Source organism: Oscillibacter sp. PEA192, from assembly GCF_003574015.1.
Lineage (GTDB): Bacteria > Bacillota > Clostridia > Oscillospirales > Oscillospiraceae > Oscillibacter > Oscillibacter welbionis.
Genome location: NZ_AP018532.1, coordinates 1,146,992 through 1,168,957 on the forward strand (window position 1 = coordinate 1,146,992; position 21,966 = coordinate 1,168,957).

Below are 21,966 nucleotides of genomic sequence, written 5' to 3' on the forward strand. Positions count from 1 at the left end.
GGGAGGCAATCGGGACTCTCCCGGTCCGCCGGAGAGAGAGCCCCAATAATAAGGAGGTGCCGTTAGATGCGCGTGAAGGTCACTTTGAGATGCAACGAGTGCAAGCAGAGAAACTACAACACCATGAAGAACAAGAAGAACACTCCGGACAAGCTGGAACTCAACAAGTACTGCCCCTTCTGCAAGAAGCACACGCTCCATACCGAGACTAAGTAAACGGTCACGAATGATGAGAAAGGGCGTGTAAACGTTATGGCAGAAGAAGTCAAGAAGAAAAGAAGCCGCGGTCAGTGGTTCCGCGAAATGAAAAGCGAACTGAAGAAGGTCGTCTGGCCTGACCGGAAGACCGTGATGAAAAACACCGGCACCGTGCTGCTGTGCTCCTTGGCCATCGGCGTGTGCATCTGGATCTTTGACTTTGTCATGGTCACCGCTGTCCAGATGATCCTCAGCCTGTTCGCCTGATTGAGGTAGAAACATGTCAGAGAGCGCGAAGTGGTATGTGGTGCATACCTATTCCGGCTACGAGAACGCCGTTAAGACCAGCATTGAAAAGTTCGTCACAGGCCGCGGAATGGAGGACATGATCCTGCGGATCGAGGTCCCCATGGAGACGGTGACAGAGGTCACGGACTCCGGCGCCACCAAAGAAGTGGAGCGGAAGGTATTCCCCGGCTACGTGCTGATCAAGATGGTCATGACTGACGATACCTGGCATCTGGTGCGGAACGTCCGCGGCGTCACCGGCTTCGTGGGCTCCGCCAACAAAGCCATCCCCCTCACGGAGGAGGAGGTTCTGGCCATGGGCATGGAAAAGCATGAGATCGTGGTCAGATACAATGTGGGCGATCATGTGAAGATCGTGGACGGCCCACTGGCCAGCTTTACCGGCGTGGTGGAGGAGATCGAGCCCGAGAAGAATCGGGTCAGCGTGATGGTCTCCATGTTCGGCCGCGAGACTCCGGTGGAGCTGGAGCTGGACCAGGTCGAGGTCCAGGACTGATCGAATATCTGCCGGGCGCCCGAGGGCGCTGGCCCGCCGGACATTCCGGCGGAAAAGTGGGAGGGGCTGAACTGCCCCGCCAAAGACGGCCCCGTGCCGCCACCACATTCATAGATTTAGGAGGTGCTACTCCGTGGCACAGAAGATTACTGGTTATGTGAAACTGCAGATCCCCGCAGGCAAGGCAACTCCCGCGCCCCCCGTTGGTCCCGCTCTGGGCCAGCACGGCGTGAACATCGCCGCCTTCACCAAGGAGTTCAACGAGCGTACCAAGAACGACATGGGCATGATTATCCCCGTGGTCATCACTGTGTATGCTGACCGCTCCTTCTCCTTCATCACCAAGACGCCCCCCGCGGCCGTCCTGATCAAGAAGGAGTGCAACATCGAGTCCGGCTCCGGCGTGCCCAACAAGACCAAGGTGGCCACCATCTCCAAGGCCTCCATCCAGAAGATTGCTGAGATCAAGATGAAGGACCTGAATGCAGCCAGCCTGGAGTCCGCCATGAGCATGATCGCCGGCACCTGCCGGTCCATGGGCGTCGTCGTCGGCGACTGAGCCCGGCTTTCACAGACCGTTTCAAACAGCGAGCGGCCCGTGGGGCCGCACCATACAGTGGGAGGATTCATTTCCGAAGAACCACTATGAGGAGGAAGTAACATTGTTTAGAGGCAAGAAATATAAGGAAAGTGCCAAGCAGATCGACAAGACCATGCTGTACGACGCTGCTGACGGCATGGCGCTGATCTGCAAGACTGCCAGCGCCAAGTTTGACGAGACCGTTGAGCTCCATGTGAAGCTGGGCGTGGACTCCCGTCACGCTGACCAGCAGGTCCGCGGCGCCATCGTGCTGCCCCACGGCACCGGCAAGACCGTCCGGGTCCTGGTGTTCGCCAAGGGCGACAAGGCCGACGCTGCCCGGGAGGCCGGCGCGGATTACGTGGGCGAGATGGATATGGTGGAGAAGATCCAGAAGGAAAACTGGTTCGACTTCGACGTGGTTGTTGCCAGCCCCGACATGATGGGCCTGGTGGGCCGCCTCGGTAAGGTCCTGGGCCCCAAGGGCCTGATGCCCTCCCCCAAGGCCGGCACCGTCACCCCCGACGTGGCCAAGGCCGTGCAGGAGGTCAAGGCCGGTAAGATCGAGTACCGCCTGGACAAGACCAACATCATCCACTGCCCCATCGGCAAGGTGTCCTTCGGCCCCGAGAAGCTGACTGAGAACTATAACGCGCTGATGGGCGCCATCGTGAAGGCGAAGCCTGCCTCCGCCAAGGGCCAGTATATTCGCAGCTGTGTAGCCGCGTCCACCATGGGCCCCGGCGTGAAGATGAACACGGCGAAGATGATCTGAGGCTGTTCGGAGGGGAGCTGGCTCTCCTCCGAACACCCCATCGCCGCGTCAAAACAAACTGCGCTTCATCCGTTTCTGCCTGTGGTGAAACCGGATACTGCTCCGTTTGTTTTTCCTTTTCCGACAAAAGCTGGGCTTTTGTTGGGGCCCGACGTGGTCACTGGCGTGCGCACCCCGGTGCGCGGGACGATGAATTTTCGCCGCACACATGTTGCGGCAAAATGATTCGGTTTTCGTCTTCCGCTGCAGGCGGAAGAACCGGAAAAAACCGGAGGTTTTTCCGGGCATTTTTCCCGGTCCTGTGGGATCTGGGGAAATCTGTTATTTAGTTCTTGACAAATCGTCGAGAATTAAATATAATACCAGATGCGTTCCAAAGACAGCAGGTGGCATGAGCCATAAATCCTGCCGAGGGCGGCAAACTTGATTTGCTATCCGTCCCTGTGTCTTTGCGCACAGGGACGGTTCCTTTTTTTGAACGCACCGACAATTTTCCTGGAGGTGAACACTAGAATGCCTAACGCAAAGGTCTTATCTGAAAAGCAGGCCATCGTGGCCGAGCTGACTGAGAAGATCCAGAAAGCTTCCGCCGGCGTGCTCGTGGATTACAAGGGCATCACCGTTGAGGAGGACACCGCGCTGCGCAGAGAGTGCCGGGAGAACGGCGTCGATTACGCCGTTGTCAAGAACACCCTGCTCCGCTTTGCCTTCAACAACACCGGCCTGAACGAGCTGGACGATCTGCTCAACGGCACCACGTCTCTGGCTCTGTGTGAGGAGGATGTAGTCGCTCCCGCCCGCGTCATGAGCGACTATGCCAAGAAGCTGAACGACAAGTTCGAGATCAAGGGCGGCTTTATGGACGGCAAGCCCGTCTCTCTGGAGACCATCCAGTCTCTGGCTTCCATCCCCGCTCTGCCCGTTCTGCGCGCCCAGTTCCTGGGTACTATGCTGGCTCCCATTACCGGTCTGGCTGTGGTCCTGAAGCAGATCGCCGAAAAGGGCGGCGAGCCCGTGGCTGTCGCTGCCGAGGAAGCTGCCCCCGCCGCTGAGTAATTGAGGCGGCAAGTTCTTACTTTTAAATTTTACAATTAGGAGGCTATTACAATGTCTGAGAAAGTTACCGCTATGATCGAAGAGATCAAGGGCCTGACCGTTCTGGAGCTGAGCGAGCTGGTGCACGCTCTGGAGGAGGAGTTCGGCGTGTCCGCCGCCGCTATGGCTGCTCCCGCTGCCGGCGCTGCCGCTCCCGCCGCTGAGGAGAAGACCTCCTTCGACGTGGTCCTGACCGGCTTCGACGCCGCTGCCAAGATCAAGGTCATTAAGGTTGTCCGCGAGATCACCGGCCAGGGCCTGGCCGAGGCCAAGGCTACTGTCGAGGGCGCTCCCAAGACCCTGAAGGAGGGTGCTTCCAAGGAGGACGCCGAGGCTCTGAAGGCTCAGCTGGAAGAGGCTGGCGCCAAGGTCGAGCTGAAGTAATCGAACTTCCATACTTGGGCTTCTGCCTTTTATCCTAGGCAGATTCTCCCTGGAATATTGACCCGATGATGAAATTGGGCCTGAGGTAATTTACGTTACCTTGGGCCCTTTTTTGTGCCCTGAAACAGAAGATATGGGTACTCAAGCCGTTTTCCGAAACAAATCAAAATAAAATCTCTTCACACCATCCTGTCAAAATTTGAGGGAGAATGCGGCAAGAATTGAAGGGAGAGACACAATACTGGAGAGAAATTCCCTGTCCAATGGACGTGGAATTTAACCCAAAAGCTCCCCATGCCCTTGGAAGGCATGGGGAGCTTTTGGGTTAAATTCATGCAGAACTCTGCGATAATCCTATAACTTTTATATACATTTGTAGATTCCACATTGTCGGTTTTGCATTTTCCACTCCCCCTAGAGAGCATTGCCCACTAACATTTATGACTTTGAGGCTGTATTCATTTAATAATATCTGTTGAATGTCTTGAACAGAAATCTCGCCGTCCGCGATCTCTTCATTCATAGCCGCCCGTTGAAGCACAATTCGGAGTTCCTCCGAAGAAAGAATTCTTTTCCGAATCATTGGCTCTGCGATGGTTGCAAATGCCGCAGAGACAGCAATTGTGGTTATCGTGCGGATAAAATGCGTCAAATCTCCCTCGGTATGAATCACAGAGGAGGGTCACTGGAGCGATAAAGAGACACCAGTCAGCTCCCGGATCTTAACAAGCTCCTGCTCCCTGATTTTCTCCAGATCATAATTCTTAGGACTGATTGGAATCCGATTGGGGTTAATCTTCTTTCGCTTTATGGCAAACGCTCCGCTATTTCTTTGGAGTATTTTTGACTATTTCTGTGACGGCCTTAATTTAACAATATATAGAAATGGAAAGAATGCTTGACGCGGCAGCCGTCAAAGGTATACATACAGCATCTGACTGATTTAAAACGGCACTTATTTCAGGAAGCAGACAAATCTGTCCAATCGCATTTCGGCCAGCAGTTCCGTTATCATAGATATAGAGGCCTTGCTCTCCGGTAAAACATCCATGCAGACCTTTTCTGCTTGAGTCTCGTCCCTCTTGCACAGTTCCATCCAAATCACACCCTTCCTCAAAATTTTTTCATGATACCACATTTGAGGAATGAGCGCAAGGGCTCGCCCATCTCAGCGGGAAAAGACAGCATTCAGGAATAAAGTGCAACACATTAAAGCGTGCGGCGAACTGGTTTGCATAGCCGATGAAGAATGAGTCCTTTTGAAGAAGAAGCACAGGACTATATGGATACGGCAAAAGGGTTAGCAGAGAGTATAAAGGAATAATCTGCTGACTGCTATTTAACAACTATTTGTAAAAAGGCCCGGAGGCATTGCATCGCAATGCCTCCGAGTCTTGCCTGCAAATACTGCAAAAATTGTGCAATCCCACTGAAACACTTGTGTCCCAATAGGTTTTCCTTTTCTGGAGTTGGCTCCCGGAGAATGCAGCTAATGAGGCAGCGACATTTTGGCCTATCTCATCAAAAAATATAAACTTGGGAAAACTTCTAGGACGCAGAGGGTTACCTACCCTAAGATTTTCTTCCAAAGACTCCGTTATTTTGATGCAAATGAAGGCATCAATCCGATAATGGTAGACTTTATCTATAAAAATTTCATGATATCTTTACACAATTTGCATGTTCCCAAAATGAAGTTGCGAAGCAGAGTTTTTCGTGATATACTGAAAAATACAAAAATTGCTAATATAACAGACACCTTGATGATAAACACCAACCTCAACAGCATATTCTTGGGGAGCTTTATCGGTTCTAAACGAGTGTGTTCCGAGAGAGGAAGGAAAGAGAGGTGTTCTTAGTGAAGAAAACAGAAAGGATACCTTTCAAAATGAGCAAACCTCAGCAGTTGTCGGAGAAATATACGAAGGAGATTTTCCAAGAGATCAAGTCCGGCATATATTCTCGGGCAGACCGTCTTCCCTCGGAACCAGATATCGCAAAGCACTTTGGCATCAGCCGGACCATGGTGAGGGACTGCCTTTCTACACTGGAACGGGAGGGATTTATCAGCCGTAAGCATGGGATTGGTACTATTATCAATCAGCATGTGTTGGATGTGAAGGTGCGGTTGGATCTGGAAGAGGAATTTCTGGATATGATTCGCTCCGCTGGCTATATACCTGGTGTGGCATTTGTCCGTAATGCGATGGGGAAAGCAGATGTTCGTACAGCGCAGAAGCTTGGAATTAAAGCGGGGGAGGATGTAGTAATCAGTGTCCGCCTAATTACAGCTGATGGTGCGCCAGCAATCTATTGCGTAGACCACATTGCGCGTCGGAGTATCGTCGCAAAAGAATATGACCTTTCGCTTTTGGACAGTCCTGTATTTGAGTTTGTGGAACAATATTGCGGCACAGAGATTTATATGGACCTATCTGAAATTAGTGCTGTGGCTGCGGATGCAGAGCGGGCCGATGTGTTTCAGATCCCACAGGGCTCTCCGCTTTTGTACATCGATGAACTGGGATACAATTTTGTGGGTCAACCCATTTTGTATTCTCAGGAGTATTACGCAAACGGCATCTTCAAGCACACAATTCTGCGAAAAAAAATATAAATACCCCAGAGTTTTGTGAGAGTTCGAGAAAATCGGCTCTCTTTTTTTTCGCAAAAGTGCATTGATTTGGTGGTGCCGCTTTGATACTATAAATGTATATCTATTTGTATTACAAATAGATACTACAAAAATGGGGGTGCTAAAATGGCAAAAGAAACACAGCTTGTAAACAGCGGTTCTTTTCTGGAAAAGAGATTCCATCTCAAGGAAAACCACACCAATGTGAGAACTGAGATCATTGCTGGATTGACTACGTTCTTGACCTGTACCTATATTTTGGCGGTAAATCCGGCGATTCTGTCCTCAACAGGAATGGATTCCAAGGCGGTACTATGGGCGACGGCTATCTCGGCAGCTATCGCCTGCATCGCAATGGGCCTTTTGACTAATTTTCCTTTTGCCTTAGCGCCTGCCATGGGACTCAACGCATATTTTGCCTACACAGTCTGCGGTACGCTGGGGCTGTCATGGCAAAATGCCCTGGCCTGTGTGTTTGTGGAAGGTGTTACCTTCAGTATCCTCAGCGTTGCAGGTGTACAGGAGCGCATTGTTAACGGCATTCCAGAGTGCGTTAAGCAGGCTATTTCTGCGGCTATCGGCTTTTTCATTGCATTCTCGGGGCTGCATAATTCTGGTATCATAGCCTATGACCCTGATAATTTGCTGTGCCTGGGCAATTTGCAGGATCCCGGTGTCATTCTGGCTCTATTGGGGATTCTCCTGACAGCGGGACTGGTTATTATGAGGGTCAAAGGCGCCATCCTCATAGGGATATTGGCTATTACCTTTGCAGGTATGCTTTTTGAAAACCCGGCTACAGGTGCTACCTATACCCAATGGCAGGGTCTGGTCTCTTTGGAAAACCCCATTGAGGCGCTAGCACCTACCTTTGGACAACTGACATTTGATGGCCTGTTTGGGGGCGGTGTGGCGGCTATCATTGGTGTTCTCTTTGCCATTTTTAGTTTTTTGTTTGTGGATATGTTCGACAGTATCGGCGTGCTGGTAGGTGTGGGAATCAAGGCTGGTTTTGTCAACGAAAAGGGTGAACTGCCCGGCGCGGGCAAAGCTCTGTTTGTGTCTGCAGCAGGGGCTGCAGTAGGAGCTGTGTTCGGCACCCAGACCGTCACGGTGTTTGGTGCAGAGAGTACCACAGGTATTGCTGAGGGCGGAAGAACAGGTCTTACTGCCATTACCACAGGGGTGTTCTTTCTGCTGTCGCTGCTCTTCACCCCGCTGTTTTTGATGATCCCCAGTATTGCCACCGCCCCGGCACTGGTTATGGTGGGTATCTTTATGATTGAGCCGCTGATGCATGTGGACTTGAGTGATACCAAGACTGCTTTCCCGGTATTCATCTGCGTGGCTTTTATGGCGTTTACCTTCAATATCGCCTATGGTATCCTCTTCGGACTGCTGGCTTACACTGGCGGACAGGTCTTTGCTGGCAATGCTAGAAAGCTCCCGATTTCCACTTGGATACTGACAGGCGTGTTCCTACTGTATCTGCTTTTGGAAATCTTTTTTAACTGAGGCCCGGCAGGACGATTCATCGGGAGTACATTTCAATCAAGTTTCCGAAAAACGGGCAGGGGCTTCCAATCCGATTGTGGGAGGGAGTCCTTTGCCCTAGAATTGGAGAAAAGCACATGGGGATCAAAAATAGCATTCCGCGTCTAGACGCTGTGGATAAGGTGACCGGCGCGGCAAAGTATACAGAGGATCTTATTCCTATTAATGCACTGGTGGGAAAGACTCTTCACAGCACCATTGCAAATGGAACAGTACGCGCTATTGATGTGGACGAGGCGTGGAAGATCCCGGGCGTAGTGGATATTTTAACTTGTTTTGATGTGCCGGACTGGGAGTATGCGACCTGTGGACATCCGCTTTCCCTGGATCCCGCACATACCGATGTGGCCAACAAGCGAATACTGACCAAACGAGTGCGCTACTATGGAGATGAGATTGCCGCAGTGGTAGCAGAAAGCGATCTGGCGGCTCAGAAGGCACTGGAGGCTATCCGGGTAGAGTACGAAGAACTGCCGCCGCTGCTGACACCGGAGGCTGCTGTGATCAGTGGGATTCCTCTGCATGAAAAATCCCCGGATAATCAGGGGGGGCGCATGGATTTTATCATTGATGAGAGCCAAAATGTCCGGTTTTATCAGGGAACGTTCTCCATGGATCCATGTATCGGCGGCTATGTCGATTTACGAGGAACAAAATTTCATGTACCGGCCCAGCAACATTGCCATATTGAAAACATCTGTTGCTTTGCCTATATGAGCGGGCGGAAAATTGTAGTGGTGTCGCCCAATCAGGCACCCCACACCCTACGCAAACATATTTCCGATGCTCTGGGTATCCCCACAGGCCGGATTCGTGTGGTCAAGCCCTATGTGGGCGGAGCATTCGGCAATAAGCAGGATATGTTCTATGAGCCGCTGGCGGCTTTATTCACCTTACGGCTGGGAGGACGGTGCGTGGCCTTTGTGATGAGCCGGGAGGAGACATTTGTCAATAGCCGGACTCGTCATGCCATGGACATCTGGGCGGCGGCCTGTGTGGATGATACGGGACGAATCACGCAGAAGGGCATTCGCCTGAATGCATACAGCGGCGCGTACGGTTCTAACGGCCACGCTGTGGCCGCCTATGCGGTGACTAACTATTTCCAGCTTTATCCTGCTTTGGGCAAGCAGGTGGGAGAGTCCGCTACGGTCTATACCAATATGCCCTCGGCGGGAGCTATGCGGGGCTATGGGATTCCACAGGTGGCCTTTGCGATGGAGTGCCAGATGGATGATCTGGCACTGAGGTATCATTTGGATCCTGTGGAATTTCGAAAAAAGAATATGATGGGCCTGCATTTCTTGGATCCCTTTGACCGGTTTCTCTGTGCCAGCAACGGTCTGGAACGGTGCATCGACCGTGGGTGTGAGTTGGTGGACTGGCAAGCGAAGCGTCAGGCGTATGATGCGTTCAACCATACATCGTCCAATCTCAAGAAAGGATTGGGCATGGCAGTGTTTGCCTATAAGACTGGGGTCTATCCCATACAATTGGAGACAGCTTCCTGTCGGATGCTGCTCAATGATGACGGCAGCCTACAGATACAGGTCTGTGCTACGGAGCTGGGACAGGGCTCCGATACTGTATTTGCCCAAATCGCCTCGGAGATTACCACAATTCCGGAAGAGAACGTGTATGTAGTCTCCTGCCAGGATACGGATGTTTCTCCCCATGATGCGGGGGCATACGCTTCTCGCCAGACTTATGTCTCCGGCAGTGCGGTGAAGCAGACAGCAGAGATACTTCGGAAGAAAATCCTGAACAGGGCTGCCTGTTTGTACGAAGCAGATTCCAAAGATCTTGCCCTTGATGGCGGACGGATTACAGGCCGTGATGGCGCAGTCCTGGGGACGGTGAGGGATGTGGCAGTCCGAATGCAGTACACCAACAGCACAAAGATAAACAGCGAACATCTGACGGCGGAATCCACCTACACCATGCGTCATAACGCATTTGCCTTCGGTGCAAGCTTTGTTGATTTAGAGGTGGATGTTCCTATCGGCAAGATTAAAATCAACCGCGTGATAGCGATTCACGACAGCGGCCAGATTCTCAATCCGGCGCTTGCTAGAGCTCAGGTTCACGGTGGTGTGGCTATGGGGATTGGATATGCTTTGACGGAGCAGATGCTTTTTGACCCCGAGACTGGTAAGATGCGAAACGACAACCTGTTGGACTATAAAATCCCGACAGCCATGGACATCCCACAGATTGATGTGGAGTTTGTGGAGACCTATGAGCCCTCCGCCCCCTTTGGGAACAAAGCATTGGGAGAGCCGCCCATGATCCCACAGGCACCGGCTATCCGGAACGCTGTGCTCCATGCCACGGGCGTGGCCGTCTATGAGCTGCCCCTGACACCGGAGCGGCTGATCCACGCCTTTATACAAGCTGGACTGATACAACCACTGTCGTGCGAGCATATAGCGGAGACATAAGCGGGAGGTATACGCTATGTATGATATTCGACAAGTTTATCAGCCAAAGGACCTGGGAGAGGCACTCTCACTTCTGGCAGAACATCCGGATGCCATTGTTATCTCCGGCGGAACGGATGTTTTAATCAAGGTTCGGGAGCGGAAGTGGAAAGACTGCTCTCTGCTGAGTATTCACCGCCTGCCGCAGCTTCAGGGTGTGCGCCGGGAGAAGGAAGAACTGGTGGTAGGGCCGGGTACCTGCTTTGACCAACTCCATGAAACTGGAGTGATTCGGGAGCACGCCTTTTGCTTGTGGCAGGCGGCTGACCAGGTGGGGAGCCCCCAGATTCGCACTGTGGCTACGCTGGGAGGGAATATCTGTAATGGCGCAGTCAGTGCTGACAGTGCGCCGCCGCTGCTGGTACTCAATGCTAGGCTGGAACTCACCGATATCAGCCAAACCAAGCGGCAACTGGATATCGGTGCGTTTTATACTGGTCCCGGACGCACGGCCTTGGACCGAAAAAGGGAACTGCTGACGGCGGTGCGGATTCCTATAATCCGGCCGGGATGCGGCAGCTATTACATCAAGTATGGAAAGCGCAATGCCCTGGAGATTTCCACTTTGGGTTGCGCGGCGTATGTGGAGCTAGATGCGGGGAAAAAGACCTTTCGGGAAGTGCGGATCGCTTTTGGTGTGGCGGCGCCAGTTCCCATGCGCTGTCCGGCAGTGGAAGCTCTGGTGAAAGGACTGCCTGTGGACCGACATACACTGCGCCTGCTTGGAGATGCAGTAGGGCGGGAATTGTTCCCAAGAGATAGCTGGAGGGCATCTCGAGAGCTACGGATGCAGTTGATTCGGGAATTGAGCCAGAGAGCTGTGGAAGGGGCGGTCAAACAAGCAGGAGGAATTTTGAATGAAAGTGATCCACATGATAGTCAACGGAACACCAGTGGAGCTGGCTGTCCGTGAGGATGAGTGCCTGACGGACACATTACGCCAGCGCCTTGGACTCACCAGTGTCAAAAAAGGTTGTGGGGTTGGGGAGTGCGGCGCATGCACGGTTCTTCTGGACGGAAAGGCAACTAATAGCTGCATCTATTTGACCTTGTGGGCAGATGGACGAGAAATTATCACAGTAGAGGGGCTGCGGGCAAAAAACGGTTGCTTGCACCCTGTACAGCAGGCGTTCGTGGACGAAGCTGCAGTACAGTGTGGTTTTTGTACTCCGGGATTCATTCTTACCGCAGTGGAAATCGTCAATTCCGGAAAGAAGTATACCCGGGACGAATTGCGTAAGTTAATCTCCGGTCATCTGTGCCGCTGCACCGGTTATGAAAATATTCTTAACGCCGTTGAGCGGGTAGTCGGTGTCAATGCAAAGTAAAATGGTGGGAATAATTCCTAATTATATCTCTGTCTACCTGTGTAAAATAGTGAACAGGTTGTGGTAACTAGTGACACGCCATTGGGGAGACATCTTGGCAGAGTAAGAAAACATCGAAATCACAGAAACACTTTTTGCGGGCCATGCGGAGCGCATACTGGCAGCGCATGTGCCGCACCAGTGATTGGGATTCCTTCTGGACCTGTACACTGTATTCCACTGTAGCCTGAGCACCATGAGTATTATCTGCTGGGAAAACATTAGCATCACTATTTATGGGATCAAGGAGGCTCTGCTGTCACCCATAACTGGCCTTATCCCCAAGAATTCACTTCTTTCTTCCCTTGCTGAAAGACGCTAGGCAGATGCTATAAAATATCTAGGGACCAAGTCTCTTCCCGGAGTTATCACGAAAGATTATGATGAGCTATCGGGGAGGCTGGGGCTAACGCAATGGAAATCCAACGAAAGGAAAAAGCCATGCGCACTTTTGAAGAAATTAAAGATACCATTGAGACGGGGCTTGGGAAGCACCCTTGTGATTTGAAATTACAGAATGTTCGACTGGTGAATGTATATTCATCGGAGATTTATAACACAGATATCTATATCAAAAACGGCCGGATTATCTCCATTTCACCAGAAGCAAATCTGGAGGCCCAGGAAGTAGTGGAGTGTTGCGGACAGTTCGCGGTGCCGGGGCTCATCGATACTCACATGCATTTCGAGTCAACTATGCTTTCACCAGAAGCTCTGGCTTCAGTGGTGGTGCCTCAAGGGACTACTACACTGTGCGCGGATCTTATGGAGATTGCAAACGTTGCAGGAGCGGATGGATTGAAGGCTATGCTGGATTCTATTTCCCGCCTGCCATACCGGATGCTTATTGAAGTTTCCTCACGAGTACCTACAGCGCCGGGCCTAGAGACTAACGGAGCCTATATGGGGGCCGAAGAGGTACGCGCTATTATGGACTGGCAGGAATCCATCAGTCTGGGCGAGCTGGATCCCTCTAAAATCCTGCTGGTGAAAGACGAATACATCGAAAAGATTGCGGATACCTTGGCGCGGAGAAAAATCGTAAACGGTCATGCCATCGGTCGCCTGGGGCAGGAACTCAATGTATATGCTTCTGCTGGGATCTCTGATGACCACGAGTGCGTTACCGAGGAGGAACTTCTCCAACGCCTACGGGTGGGTATGAGTGTGTTGGTTCGGGAGGGCAGCACCGAACGCAATTTGGATGCCCTCATCGGCGGTGTACTGAGAGAGAAGCTGCCTCTGGACAATCTGATGTTCTGTACAGATGATAAGCATGCTGGAGAGATCCAACGGGAGGGCCACATTAACTATAATGTTGCCCGGGCCATGGAATTGGGTGTGGGAGAGATAGACGCAGTGAAGCTGGCTACGCTCAACGCCGCCCGGCATTTCCGGCTGGAAGATGAGATCGGATCTATTACGCCGGGCCGCCTAGCGGATATTCTTTTGGTGGAGGATCTGCGGGAAATGAAGCCTAGCCAGGTGTATTTTGAGGGGCGCCTGGTAGCGAAAGATTGCAAGCTGATCCAGACATGTGAAGTTGGGGAATATCCTGAATGGTTGAAAAATACAGTAAAGCTGAAACAGCTGATTACGGAAAAGAGCTTTCGGGTCCCCGCTCGAACGGATCGTCCCCAGACGCAAGTTACAGTTATAGATCTGATTGACCGGCAGATTATCAATAAACGGCTAATCGCAACGTTGCCCTGCGTTAATGGGGAAATACTGGCAGATCCGGTACATGATATTTTAAAGCTGGCCATTGTAGAGCGCTACGGAAAAACTGGCGGTGTGGGAGTGGGATTTGTACGGGGCTTTGGCCTCCGGGAGGGGGCTATGGCCTACTCCATGTCCCACGATCACCATAACATCGTGGTAGTAGGTGTCAATGAGCTGGATATGGCACAGAGTGTTAAGGTGATTCAGGAAATGCAGGGCGGACTCTGTGTGGTCCGTAACGGCGAGGTGATGGCAAAAATGCGCTTACCCATCGGCGGATTGATGAGTGAGCAGGATGCTGGCACGGTTATGAGGGAATTGGACGGGCTAAATGCTGCGGCCCGAAGTCTGGGATGCCGCGGGAGTGCCCCTTTCATGACTTTGAGCTTTATCTCGCTTCCCACAGTGCCGGAACTTGGATTGACGGATATGGGGTTGGTGGATGTACTGGAACATCGACTGATCCCGGTGGAAATACCAGAAAAATAATTGGGGATTTCTGGCGGCGAGTTGAAGCAACACATGGTTCCGGAGGGGCTCTCTTGGCTGCGGGCCCCTCCATCTGACATCTAAAATATTCCTTGATAACTCGGATCATAGGCTCCATATTTCCTGTGCTTTGAAGCCTAAAACAAAGAAGGAGAATGGCGTTACTATTCTCCTTCTTCTAATTTTTGTGATGTATGGCGCGAACTCTTTTTTGGCGTAAAATTCTCTTACTTCCACAGTAAGGTCCAGACTTCTTGTGAGATACTCAGCATTGTCTGCTTTAAAATATACCGGATTACTTTCGATACTTTCTCAGGTATTTATTTTGATGGCTCTGGTAGCACGCTGGCCTGCAGGGACTGCAAAAGGATTTGTGACTATATGCTCAAAAACAGTTTAGGATTCCTTGTATTCAGCAATATCATCCAAATTGCAATGAAGAGCAGAACACAACTTATCCAAAGTTTTTGTTTCAATATTTTCATTTGCTCTAAGTCTGCGGATCGTTTTGCTGTCAATCCCGCATTTTTCTCTAAGCTGATACATAGAAATACCGCGGCTTTCCATAGTAGCCCACAGGCGATGAAAGATAATCATTTGCTTCACCTCTGTATTTATACAGTGTGGGGATTATAAACTTGCTTTTTAAGGGGATATAACCCTCATATTCTGCTTTAGAAATTAAGAAGTACGGCCCTATACACGAAATGAACGTAGTGGGAACTTTGATTGCCCGAGCTGTGAAATGGGGGGGCGGGAAGACCACATCCGAAAAATTCTGGGAATCAATATCACATGTAGGAAACCCTGTATGTTCGATCAGGATCTCATATAGCGGTCTTTTAATATTTTTACCAGAGGGACCTGTTCGGAAGGCGTAAAGATACGACTCACCACCCGCCCGATTGGATATTACCCCGCCTCCAGTGCGTATCGTGACTTGAAGGACTCATTCAGGTATCTGGCGGGGAGTATTTCATCAATGGTATCCTGGCGGATTTAGAAAAAGAACCAAGGGAAGCGGACGTGCAGGAGTGCAGAAGGAGCCAAAACCATGCCTTATCTCAAAACCGGTTCCGGGGAAAATTTGATAAGGAGTGAACCATAGGAAATGCGCTGTCAGAAATTATTCGAAAAGGGATGTATCGGTGGAGTAGAGATCCGCAACCGTGTCGCAATGACGGCTATGGGAAACGGATTGGCGTCCTGGGACGGCGAGGTATCGCTGGAACTGATCCGATTCTATGAGGATCGAGCAAGAGGCGGTTGCGGCCTGATTTTCACGGAATTTACTCGGATGGATGAAACCAGCGGCGCCTGCAATCCAAATCAGCTCTGTATCGCCACCCGTAAACATATACGTAGTACGGAGCGGGTCCACTGTCACGGCGCTAGGATATTTGTTCAGCTCTACCACGGCGGCCGAGAGAGCCTGTCTGTGCTGAATGACGGGAAACAGCCTATGGCTCCTAGCGCCATCCTCAACTCGGCATGGCGCAGTTGAGGGGCAATGATATCTGCGTCATCGACAGCGGCAGCGGCAGGGAGACGGGGCGGAAGGCGCGGCGGATCTTGGACGCCAACAGATGGCGCCTGTCCAACTACCGGAGGGCTTTGAGGTGATCGCCCTCTCAGTTTCCTTAAAGGTGCAAGATTCTATCCCAATTGACTATGGCAGTGGACTGACAGAGCGTTGAGGGCACATTGTAGTCACCAGGTCGCATCGAAAGACGCGGTCCGGTGACTTGTAGCATATACAGAAGGCTACCCCTCCAATGTAATGCCTTTATTGGGGTCAAGCTTTGCAATTTTGAAGCCTGCTAAAATGCAAATCAGCGTAAAGATAGGAGTCATCCAGTTCTGGAATGCATACGAATTTGTGATTATATCAACTACGAGGACGATCTTTGGGTATGTTGTTCTTCATTCTGTACTGAAGACTTTCGGTGTGGGAGTAGATATAAAATTATTTTATCAGAGTATTCTGGATAAGGACATAACTAGTACGCAGGAGACTTATTACGACGGGGCACAGGCATTGTATGACCTGCGGGTCCTTTTGATCTGCGCGGTCCACGGATATTGTCTGGGCGGCTTGTGCTATCCTGCCGGGGCAGATATTTCTATCGCAGTGAAAGGTGGAGAAGTTATCAATAGCTCTGCCAATAGAAGGCGCCGGATGATCAAAGGAGCTTAGGCCCGGCTGATTTCGGCGGCTTTCTTTTTCTCGGAGTTCCCGTCATTTTGCGGTGTCAACCTGGCTCAAGAATAAAGGTGCTTCGAGACGGAAACACGGACATATCCGCTCTGATTTCAAAGATAATGCGGAGTGCAGCAAAGGATTGAAGACTTGGGGCCGTCATAACAAGGTAGCGCCTACAGTTCAAGGCTGTCCGGATGGGAATGGATCATCTGCCATGAGGAGTGAGCACATGAATTGAGAGATCATGAAAAATCAAATGCTTATATTAAACAAAAATTCAAGGGGAAAATTGTTGATATTGCGATCTTCCTTGACGGCAAAAAAACACGTAAACTATTGGTGTTGGAGTTCCCAACAAAATTGAAAAGCCTGCATATGCTCTCCATCTCTCAGCTGTGCGGGTGCCAAAAAGGAGGAAATACATACCGGTACGGCTCACGGTGCGGCAGTGTGGAGACCTGTTGTAAAGCGCGGCGCCCATTGCGGTACCGCGTGAGAACGCATCCGCGGAGGCGGAGCGGTCAGAGCCGGAAAAGATGGCAGGACTGTCTTTGGTAAATGTGAAGAAGATCTATCCCGCAACGAACGATCACAAGAAGTCCAAAAAGAAGCACGAGAGCGGCGAGGAGAAAAAGACCCAGCTCCAGGTGACCAATGAGGGGGTTGTGGCTGTTCAGGAATTTAACTTGGATGTGGCGGACAAGGAGTTCATCGTGTTGGTCGGCCCCTCTGGTTGCGGCAAGTCGACCACTCTGCGAATGGTGGCGGGGCTGGAGGAGATCTCCAGCGGAGAACTGTACATTGATGGGAAGTTGATGAACGATGTAGCCCCTAAAGACCGGGACATCGCTATGGTGTTCCAGAACTACGCGCTCTATCCCCATATGACAGTGTATGAAAATATGGCGTTCCCACTGAAGCTGCGCAAGCGCCCTAAGAGCGAGATTGACAAAGCTGTGCGTGAGGCGGCGGAGATCCTAGACATTACGCAGTACCTGGACCGCAAGCCAAAAGCTTTATCCGGTGGGCAGCGGCAGCGTGTGGCGATTGGCCGCGCTATCGTACGGGAACCCAAGATCCTGCTGATGGACGAGCCTCTCAGCAACTTGGACGCCAAGCTGCGTAATCAGATGCGCGCAGAGATTATCAAACTGCGCCAGAAGATCAATACTACCTTCCTCTATGTCACCCATGATCAAACAGAGGCTATGACTCTGGGGGACCGGATTGTTATCATGAAGGATGGCTTCATCCAACAGATCGGTACGCCTCAGGAGGTTTTTGACCATCCTGCCAATCTGTTCGTGGCTGGCTTCATCGGTACGCCGCAGATGAATTTCTTTGATGCGGAGTTGGTTGGAAGGGACGGCCATTATGCTGTCGTTTTGGATGGCATGACTGTAGAGCTGTCCGAGAACAAGCAACAACGTTTGGCTGCTAAGGGCGTGGCGGGGCAGCATGTCACACTAGGCGTTCGTCCGCAGCATATCTCCCTGCAGTGTGAGTCCGGCTCTGTCAAGGCCCGGATGGATGTATTTGAGATGATGGGCAGTGAGATCCACCTGCACGCCAATGTGAACGGTCGAGATATGGTCATCATTGTCCCTACCACAGATATTAACGGCAACTATTCCGATGCTTTCACCATTGGTAAGGAGATTGACTTCTCATTCAGCGGCAGTACGTGTCACCTGTTCGGCAACGACGGCAAGAACTTGGAATTCTGAGTCTTTCTCAATCTAAAGAATCTGAAGCCGGGCTCTCACGAAAGGGAGAACCCGGCTTTCTCTTTTGGGAAGAGTTGTATTCCATACGCCTCTGGTCTCGCCGCCTCCAAAGCAGTGGCGGAAAAATGGAGACAGTACAGGCTGGAGTGGTGTGTCTGTGCCGTGAGAGTGTCCGGCCTTTCACTGGACCGGTGGTCAGATAGGTGTTGACCTGCTCTTGGAACACATAGCGAACACCTTGTGAGGATAGCGGTCATAATGGCTACAATGAGTCTGCTTGCAAAGAACATCGGGATTGGGGCAATCACTAGGGTTCGAAGATAACAAGCAGAGCTGAAGCTGGTGGACAGGGACAGACAATTTGGAGAAATACCTTGCTGCTTATCTGAAAAGAAACCCAGTGTGGATTTCTTTGCTCGGGGCTTTCTGCGCCCAAGCTTGCTGCGGGCATTTGGAGAGGGCGTCTTTGTCGGCAATGACCGTAACATCCTGATGGAGCTGGAGAATGGAAGCTGGTATTCCGGGAGTCACCGGTCCAAAACAGCTGGCGTAAATGGCGTCGGCCTTATCGGCACCGCTGGCGATCAGAAGGATCTTTCTGGCTTGGGTAATGGCTTGCATCCCCATGGAGATGGCTTGCCGGGGAACGTCCTCCTCCCGCTCGAAGAAGCGGGTGTTCGCGGCGATGGTGCTTTCCGTCAGGTCAACCTGGTGAGTGTATTTGGAGAAGTGATCGTCCGGTTCGTTGAAACCGATATGGGCATTACGGCCAATCCCCAGAAGCTGCAGGTCGATACCGCCCAAATCCGCAATCAGACGGTCGTACCGGCGGCACTCCGCATCCGGATCCGCAGCCATGCCATCGGGAATATGGATATGGTCGGGAGCAATATTGATGTAGTCGAAGAAGTTCTTATGCATGAAGTAGTGATAGCTCTGCGTATTGTTTGCCGACAGCCCCCGGTACTCGTCCAGATTCACCGAGGTTGCCTCCGCAAAGTCCAGATCTCCTTTTTCGTACCAGAGAATCAACTGGCGGTAGACCCCCAGCGGTGAGGAACCCGTAGCCAGGCCCAGCACACTCTCCGGCTTCAGAATAACTTGGGCGGAGATGATGTTGGCGGCCTTGCGACTCAAGTCACTGTAGTCTTTCGCACAAATAATCTTCAATGAAATCCCTCCTGTCGTATGTCACAGACTATTTCCGGCAGCTGCTATGTTGCCGATGCAGCTATGCCGATGTGCTCCTCCAATGCGAAGTATCCCCGATTCACTAGAATCAGCACCCTAGCACCGGATTGTACCTGAGATGAACTGGGATACGCCCGTTCTACACGGGATCGGAAATGCTTGAGAATGACAGCCTCCGCTCGAAACAGGCCGTCAGAATAAGACTCGATGTTGGATCTTCGTATACAGGGGGATTCTGTTATATTCTTCCTTCGGCAGTGTCCAAATAGTATCAGCCAGCAGTTCCGAAGTGACACTCTCCCTGGCCGCATAAAAGATACGTCATCTATTTCCTTGTGAAGATAGCGGCTGCCAAGGGTGCAACAGCGATTCTCTTCCTGCATGGTAAAGAGGTGGGAATGTCACCTTGCTCAAAAAACGAATGAATAGAAATAGGGGTGCGGCCTACGCCATTTTGGCATAGACTTGCGGGCTTCAGCGTTTTGGAGAAGGTCAACCGTCGGCCTTTATTGATCAATTGACCAGAGGCCCGAATAGCCGAACCGTAAGTCGGGCCCACAGGTAGCCCGCTGCTGCTGGCCACAAGAAAGACCACACGAAAATCAGCAGCCAGAACCACCGGGGAGAGAAGAACAGCACTACAGCAGGGATGACCAGCACTGCCAAAATTGCCAGAGACCGGGGCAGCCGCCCAATGCCTTGGACTAGGGCCGCCTTCCACAGCTGCAGGAAGCGAAGGGAGGGATTGGCGTTGATTACCGGCGGCAGGAAGGCCAAGGCCATCAGCAGGCAGAACACCAGAAACAGCACGCCTCCCCAGAAGAAGAGCTGGACAGAAGGGGGCAGACTGCCGATGGCCTGGAAGTCCAGATAGAACAGATACGCCAAAGCCAGGATGGCCACCCAACATTTCGTGGCGGGCTTGAAGAGCTGCCGGAAGTGGGAAAAGTACCCCCGGATATGCATCGGGGCACCGGCCACCATGTCTACCATGGAGCTATATAGCGCGCACCAGGAGGCCCCGGCGGTGACCACTGGCAGGGAGCAGAGCAGAGTGAGGATGCTGAGGACGAAGAAGTCCAGCAGGGTGGACAGGGCGGACATCACAGGGGAGTCCAGATCAAACAGGTGGCGCACAGGCGTTTTCTCCTTTCTGTAGGGCTTCCAGCTGGCGCTTGTAGATCAGCAGGAAAACGATGTGGATGACCAAGGTTAGCGTCCAGGAGACGGGATAGGACCAGTACAGGCTCTCGATGGTCCCCACAGCTTTGAAGATGGTATACAGCCAGATGACCCGCAGTCCACAGGCACCGATCAGTGTGGTGACGGTGGGGTTGATGGTTTTGCCCAAGCCGCGGATGGAGCCGCAGGCGGTTTCCATCATGCCGCCTATCCACTGGAACTGACTGATAGCCAGGACCCGGGTCACACCGGCGGCCATCACGGCCTCATAGGCGTCATCCGCGGGCTTGACGTAGATGCCCAGCAGCTGGGGCTGGAAGAGCCGCAGCAGCACGCACATCACCAGACCCAGGCCCACCGTCAGTCCCATGCAGATCCAAAAGACCTGGACCGCCTGCCGAGGCCGTTTGGCCCCCAGGCTCTGGCTGGTGAAGGTGATAGTAGCCTGATAGAAGGTGTTCTGGGCGGTGTGGATAAAGTTCTCCAGCCCGGAGGCGGCGGAGTTCCCTGCGATGACGGCGGAGCCGAAAGAGTTTACGGCAGACTGGATCATCACGTTGGCGATGGAGAAGATGATGCCCTGGATGCCGGCGGAGAGGCCGATCTTCAACATGAGCGCGGCTTTGTCGGGGTAGAGGCGGATCTTCCGCAGGTCCAGACGGCATATGGAATTGATCGTGCACAGCCGGATGATCACCAGAACGGCGGAGAGCAGCTGAGAGACGGAGGTGGCGATAGCCACACCTGCCACACCCAGATGAAAGACAATAACGAATAGCAGGTTCAGTCCCACGTTCATCGCACCGGAAACGATCATGAAGATTAGGGGATACAATGTGTCCCCCACTGCCCGCAGGATGGCACTGCCGAAGTTATAGGCTACCAGGGCGGGGATGCCAAGAAAGTAGATCTTCAAATAAAGAGAGGAGAGCGGCAGCACATCCATTGGAGCCCCGGCCAGCTCCAGCAGCGGTGTGGAGAAAAGAATCCCCACGACACCGGCCATCAGCCCCAGGATCACGCTGAGGACGGCGGAGCAGTGGACCGTCTGGGAGATGGCCTCCTGATCCCCGGCACCGTAGTACCGGGCGGTGAGATAGTTGGTGCCGATGGATACGCCGTTGAACAGCGTCACCAGCAAAAAGATAATAGAGGTAGTGGCCCCTACTGCTGCCAGAGAAGTGCTGCCGGCATAGCGGCCTACCACTACGGAATCCGCCGTGTTATAGGCCAGCTGCAAGAGGCCGGTGAGCATCAGGGGGATTGAAAAGCGTAAGATGGGGCGGAAAAGCGGTGACTGATCCGGCTGACTGTATGTGATTTGTTTCAAAATGTTTCCTCCCTTTGGGAGAAGTCCCCTCAGAATTGATTTATCATCTGCAAGTATTGCAGAAAGAAAAATAAATGTCAAGAGAGAGGCTGATCTTGAAAAAAAGCACGGAAAACTGCACAGATAAAATTTGCGTAAAATTTTCGATAACAGTGGACTGCTTTTTTGAGGAAATCGGTTGAACATGGAATAAACCAAAAATGTTTCAGAAATATATTTCGGAAACGGAGATAAAAAACTGGGAGATTC

The 21,966-nt window shown here is 51.9% G+C and carries 21 protein-coding genes and 1 other annotated feature; of the genes, 16 read left to right on the forward strand and 5 right to left on the reverse strand.

Translation table 11 applies throughout. From position 1 onward, the window contains the following. The first annotated feature begins 66 nt into the window (after positions 1 to 66). The 7 genes from rpmG (at position 67) to rplL (ending at position 3,837) form a co-directional block, all read left to right on the forward strand. A complete protein-coding gene (rpmG, locus tag DN611_RS05550; protein WP_021747855.1) occupies positions 67 to 216 on the forward strand; it encodes a 50S ribosomal protein L33 in 150 nt (49 codons plus the stop codon). A gap of 36 nt (positions 217 to 252) precedes the next feature. Then, positions 253 to 465, forward strand: coding sequence for a preprotein translocase subunit SecE (gene secE, locus DN611_RS05555; protein WP_021747854.1), 213 nt, complete (start codon positions 253 to 255; stop codon positions 463 to 465). A 13-nt stretch (positions 466 to 478) separates the two neighbouring features. After that, complete coding sequence (nusG, locus tag DN611_RS05560; RefSeq protein WP_021747853.1) at positions 479 to 1,003, forward strand: transcription termination/antitermination protein NusG; 525 nt, start codon at positions 479 to 481, stop codon at positions 1,001 to 1,003. A 133-nt stretch (positions 1,004 to 1,136) separates the two neighbouring features. After that, positions 1,137 to 1,562 (forward strand): 50S ribosomal protein L11, encoded by a 426-nt coding sequence (gene rplK / locus DN611_RS05565; protein WP_021747852.1) that lies wholly within the window; start codon positions 1,137 to 1,139, stop codon positions 1,560 to 1,562. Between the two features lie 103 nt (positions 1,563 to 1,665). Next, on the forward strand, positions 1,666 to 2,358 hold the full coding sequence (gene rplA, locus DN611_RS05570) for a 50S ribosomal protein L1 (RefSeq protein WP_021747851.1): 693 nt from the start codon (positions 1,666 to 1,668) through the stop codon (positions 2,356 to 2,358). Positions 2,359 to 2,713: 355 nt separating this feature from the next. After that, positions 2,714 to 2,838 (forward strand) — a sequence feature (ribosomal protein L10 leader region). Between the two features lie 33 nt (positions 2,839 to 2,871). Further along, positions 2,872 to 3,414, forward strand: a complete 543-nt coding sequence (rplJ, locus tag DN611_RS05575) for a 50S ribosomal protein L10 (protein ID WP_021747849.1) — start codon at positions 2,872 to 2,874, stop codon at positions 3,412 to 3,414. 51 nt (positions 3,415 to 3,465) lie between these two features. Next, a complete protein-coding gene (gene rplL, locus DN611_RS05580; protein WP_021747848.1) occupies positions 3,466 to 3,837 on the forward strand; it encodes a 50S ribosomal protein L7/L12 in 372 nt (123 codons plus the stop codon). 331 nt (positions 3,838 to 4,168) lie between these two features. On the opposite strand, the gene DN611_RS16655 is transcribed toward rplL, so the two are convergent. Beyond that, entirely contained in the window at positions 4,169 to 4,510 is a 342-nt protein-coding gene (locus tag DN611_RS16655) for a hypothetical protein (protein ID WP_158629827.1), read from the reverse strand. Positions 4,511 to 5,686: 1,176 nt separating this feature from the next. Between DN611_RS16655 and DN611_RS05590 the strand changes: the two genes are divergently transcribed. From DN611_RS05590 to ade, 6 genes are all read left to right on the forward strand, one after another. Beyond that, on the forward strand, positions 5,687 to 6,454 hold the full coding sequence (locus DN611_RS05590) for a GntR family transcriptional regulator (protein WP_249390720.1): 768 nt from the start codon (positions 5,687 to 5,689) through the stop codon (positions 6,452 to 6,454). 144 nt (positions 6,455 to 6,598) lie between these two features. After that, complete coding sequence (locus DN611_RS05595) at positions 6,599 to 7,987, forward strand: NCS2 family permease (protein WP_249390721.1); 1,389 nt, start codon at positions 6,599 to 6,601, stop codon at positions 7,985 to 7,987. 116 nt (positions 7,988 to 8,103) lie between these two features. Continuing rightward, entirely contained in the window at positions 8,104 to 10,467 is a 2,364-nt protein-coding gene (xdhA, locus tag DN611_RS05600; RefSeq protein WP_119310835.1) for a xanthine dehydrogenase subunit XdhA, read from the forward strand. A gap of 16 nt (positions 10,468 to 10,483) precedes the next feature. Further along, positions 10,484 to 11,419, forward strand: coding sequence for a xanthine dehydrogenase subunit XdhB (gene xdhB, locus DN611_RS05605; RefSeq protein WP_025543848.1), 936 nt, complete (start codon positions 10,484 to 10,486; stop codon positions 11,417 to 11,419). Continuing rightward, positions 11,364 to 11,834 (forward strand): xanthine dehydrogenase subunit XdhC, encoded by a 471-nt coding sequence (gene xdhC / locus DN611_RS05610; RefSeq protein WP_025543849.1) that lies wholly within the window; start codon positions 11,364 to 11,366, stop codon positions 11,832 to 11,834. The genes xdhB and xdhC overlap by 56 nt, the downstream gene beginning before the upstream one ends. 453 nt (positions 11,835 to 12,287) lie before the next feature. Further along, positions 12,288 to 14,084 carry an adenine deaminase gene (gene ade, locus DN611_RS05615; RefSeq protein WP_333635542.1) on the forward strand — a complete coding sequence of 599 codons (1,797 nt, stop codon included), beginning with the start codon at positions 12,288 to 12,290 and terminating at the stop codon, positions 14,082 to 14,084. A 396-nt stretch (positions 14,085 to 14,480) separates the two neighbouring features. On the opposite strand, the gene DN611_RS05620 is transcribed toward ade, so the two are convergent. Next, positions 14,481 to 14,681, reverse strand: a complete 201-nt coding sequence (locus DN611_RS05620; RefSeq protein ID WP_081692058.1) for a helix-turn-helix domain-containing protein — start codon at positions 14,679 to 14,681, stop codon at positions 14,481 to 14,483. 514 nt (positions 14,682 to 15,195) lie between these two features. Here DN611_RS05620 and DN611_RS17265 point away from each other — a divergent pair. The 3 genes from DN611_RS17265 to DN611_RS05635 all read left to right on the forward strand — a co-directional run bounded on the left by DN611_RS17265 (position 15,196) and on the right by DN611_RS05635 (position 18,014). Beyond that, positions 15,196 to 15,588, forward strand: a complete 393-nt coding sequence (locus tag DN611_RS17265; RefSeq protein WP_025543850.1) for an oxidoreductase — start codon at positions 15,196 to 15,198, stop codon at positions 15,586 to 15,588. A gap of 321 nt (positions 15,589 to 15,909) precedes the next feature. After that, positions 15,910 to 16,281 (forward strand): enoyl-CoA hydratase-related protein, encoded by a 372-nt coding sequence (locus tag DN611_RS17270; protein WP_160117410.1) that lies wholly within the window; start codon positions 15,910 to 15,912, stop codon positions 16,279 to 16,281. A gap of 542 nt (positions 16,282 to 16,823) precedes the next feature. Then, entirely contained in the window at positions 16,824 to 18,014 is a 1,191-nt protein-coding gene (locus tag DN611_RS05635; protein WP_119310836.1) for an ABC transporter ATP-binding protein, read from the forward strand. 381 nt (positions 18,015 to 18,395) lie between these two features. Here the strand turns inward: DN611_RS05635 and nagB are convergent, their stop codons facing one another. The 3 genes from nagB to DN611_RS05650 form a co-directional block, all read right to left on the reverse strand. Continuing rightward, complete coding sequence (gene nagB / locus DN611_RS05640) at positions 18,396 to 19,184, reverse strand: glucosamine-6-phosphate deaminase (protein ID WP_025544637.1); 789 nt, start codon at positions 19,182 to 19,184, stop codon at positions 18,396 to 18,398. A gap of 534 nt (positions 19,185 to 19,718) precedes the next feature. Then, positions 19,719 to 20,342, reverse strand: coding sequence for a DUF624 domain-containing protein (locus DN611_RS05645; protein WP_119310837.1), 624 nt, complete (start codon positions 20,340 to 20,342; stop codon positions 19,719 to 19,721). Continuing rightward, positions 20,326 to 21,717: an MATE family efflux transporter gene (locus tag DN611_RS05650; RefSeq protein ID WP_025544635.1), complete on the reverse strand. Its 1,392-nt coding sequence runs from the start codon at positions 21,715 to 21,717 to the stop codon at positions 20,326 to 20,328. Before DN611_RS05650 ends, DN611_RS05645 begins: the two co-directional genes overlap by 17 nt. Between the last annotated feature and the right edge of the window lie 249 nt (positions 21,718 to 21,966).

Coding starts and splice junctions, on each gene's coding strand:
- rpmG (WP_021747855.1), top strand. CDS start 67: ATGCGCGTGAAGGTCACTTTGAGATGCAACGAGTGCAAGCAGAGAAAC.
- secE (WP_021747854.1), top strand. CDS start 253: ATGGCAGAAGAAGTCAAGAAGAAAAGAAGCCGCGGTCAGTGGTTCCGC.
- nusG (WP_021747853.1), top strand. CDS start 479: ATGTCAGAGAGCGCGAAGTGGTATGTGGTGCATACCTATTCCGGCTAC.
- rplJ (WP_021747849.1), top strand. CDS start 2,872: ATGCCTAACGCAAAGGTCTTATCTGAAAAGCAGGCCATCGTGGCCGAG.
- rplL (WP_021747848.1), top strand. CDS start 3,466: ATGTCTGAGAAAGTTACCGCTATGATCGAAGAGATCAAGGGCCTGACC.
- DN611_RS05595 (WP_249390721.1), top strand. CDS start 6,599: ATGGCAAAAGAAACACAGCTTGTAAACAGCGGTTCTTTTCTGGAAAAG.
- xdhA (WP_119310835.1), top strand. CDS start 8,104: ATGGGGATCAAAAATAGCATTCCGCGTCTAGACGCTGTGGATAAGGTG.
- xdhB (WP_025543848.1), top strand. CDS start 10,484: ATGTATGATATTCGACAAGTTTATCAGCCAAAGGACCTGGGAGAGGCA.
- xdhC (WP_025543849.1), top strand. CDS start 11,364: ATGAAAGTGATCCACATGATAGTCAACGGAACACCAGTGGAGCTGGCT.
- ade (WP_333635542.1), top strand. CDS start 12,288: ATGGAAATCCAACGAAAGGAAAAAGCCATGCGCACTTTTGAAGAAATT.
- DN611_RS05620 (WP_081692058.1), bottom strand. CDS start 14,681: ATGATTATCTTTCATCGCCTGTGGGCTACTATGGAAAGCCGCGGTATT.
- DN611_RS17265 (WP_025543850.1), top strand. CDS start 15,196: ATGCGCTGTCAGAAATTATTCGAAAAGGGATGTATCGGTGGAGTAGAG.
- DN611_RS17270 (WP_160117410.1), top strand. CDS start 15,910: ATGCAAATCAGCGTAAAGATAGGAGTCATCCAGTTCTGGAATGCATAC.
- DN611_RS05635 (WP_119310836.1), top strand. CDS start 16,824: ATGGCAGGACTGTCTTTGGTAAATGTGAAGAAGATCTATCCCGCAACG.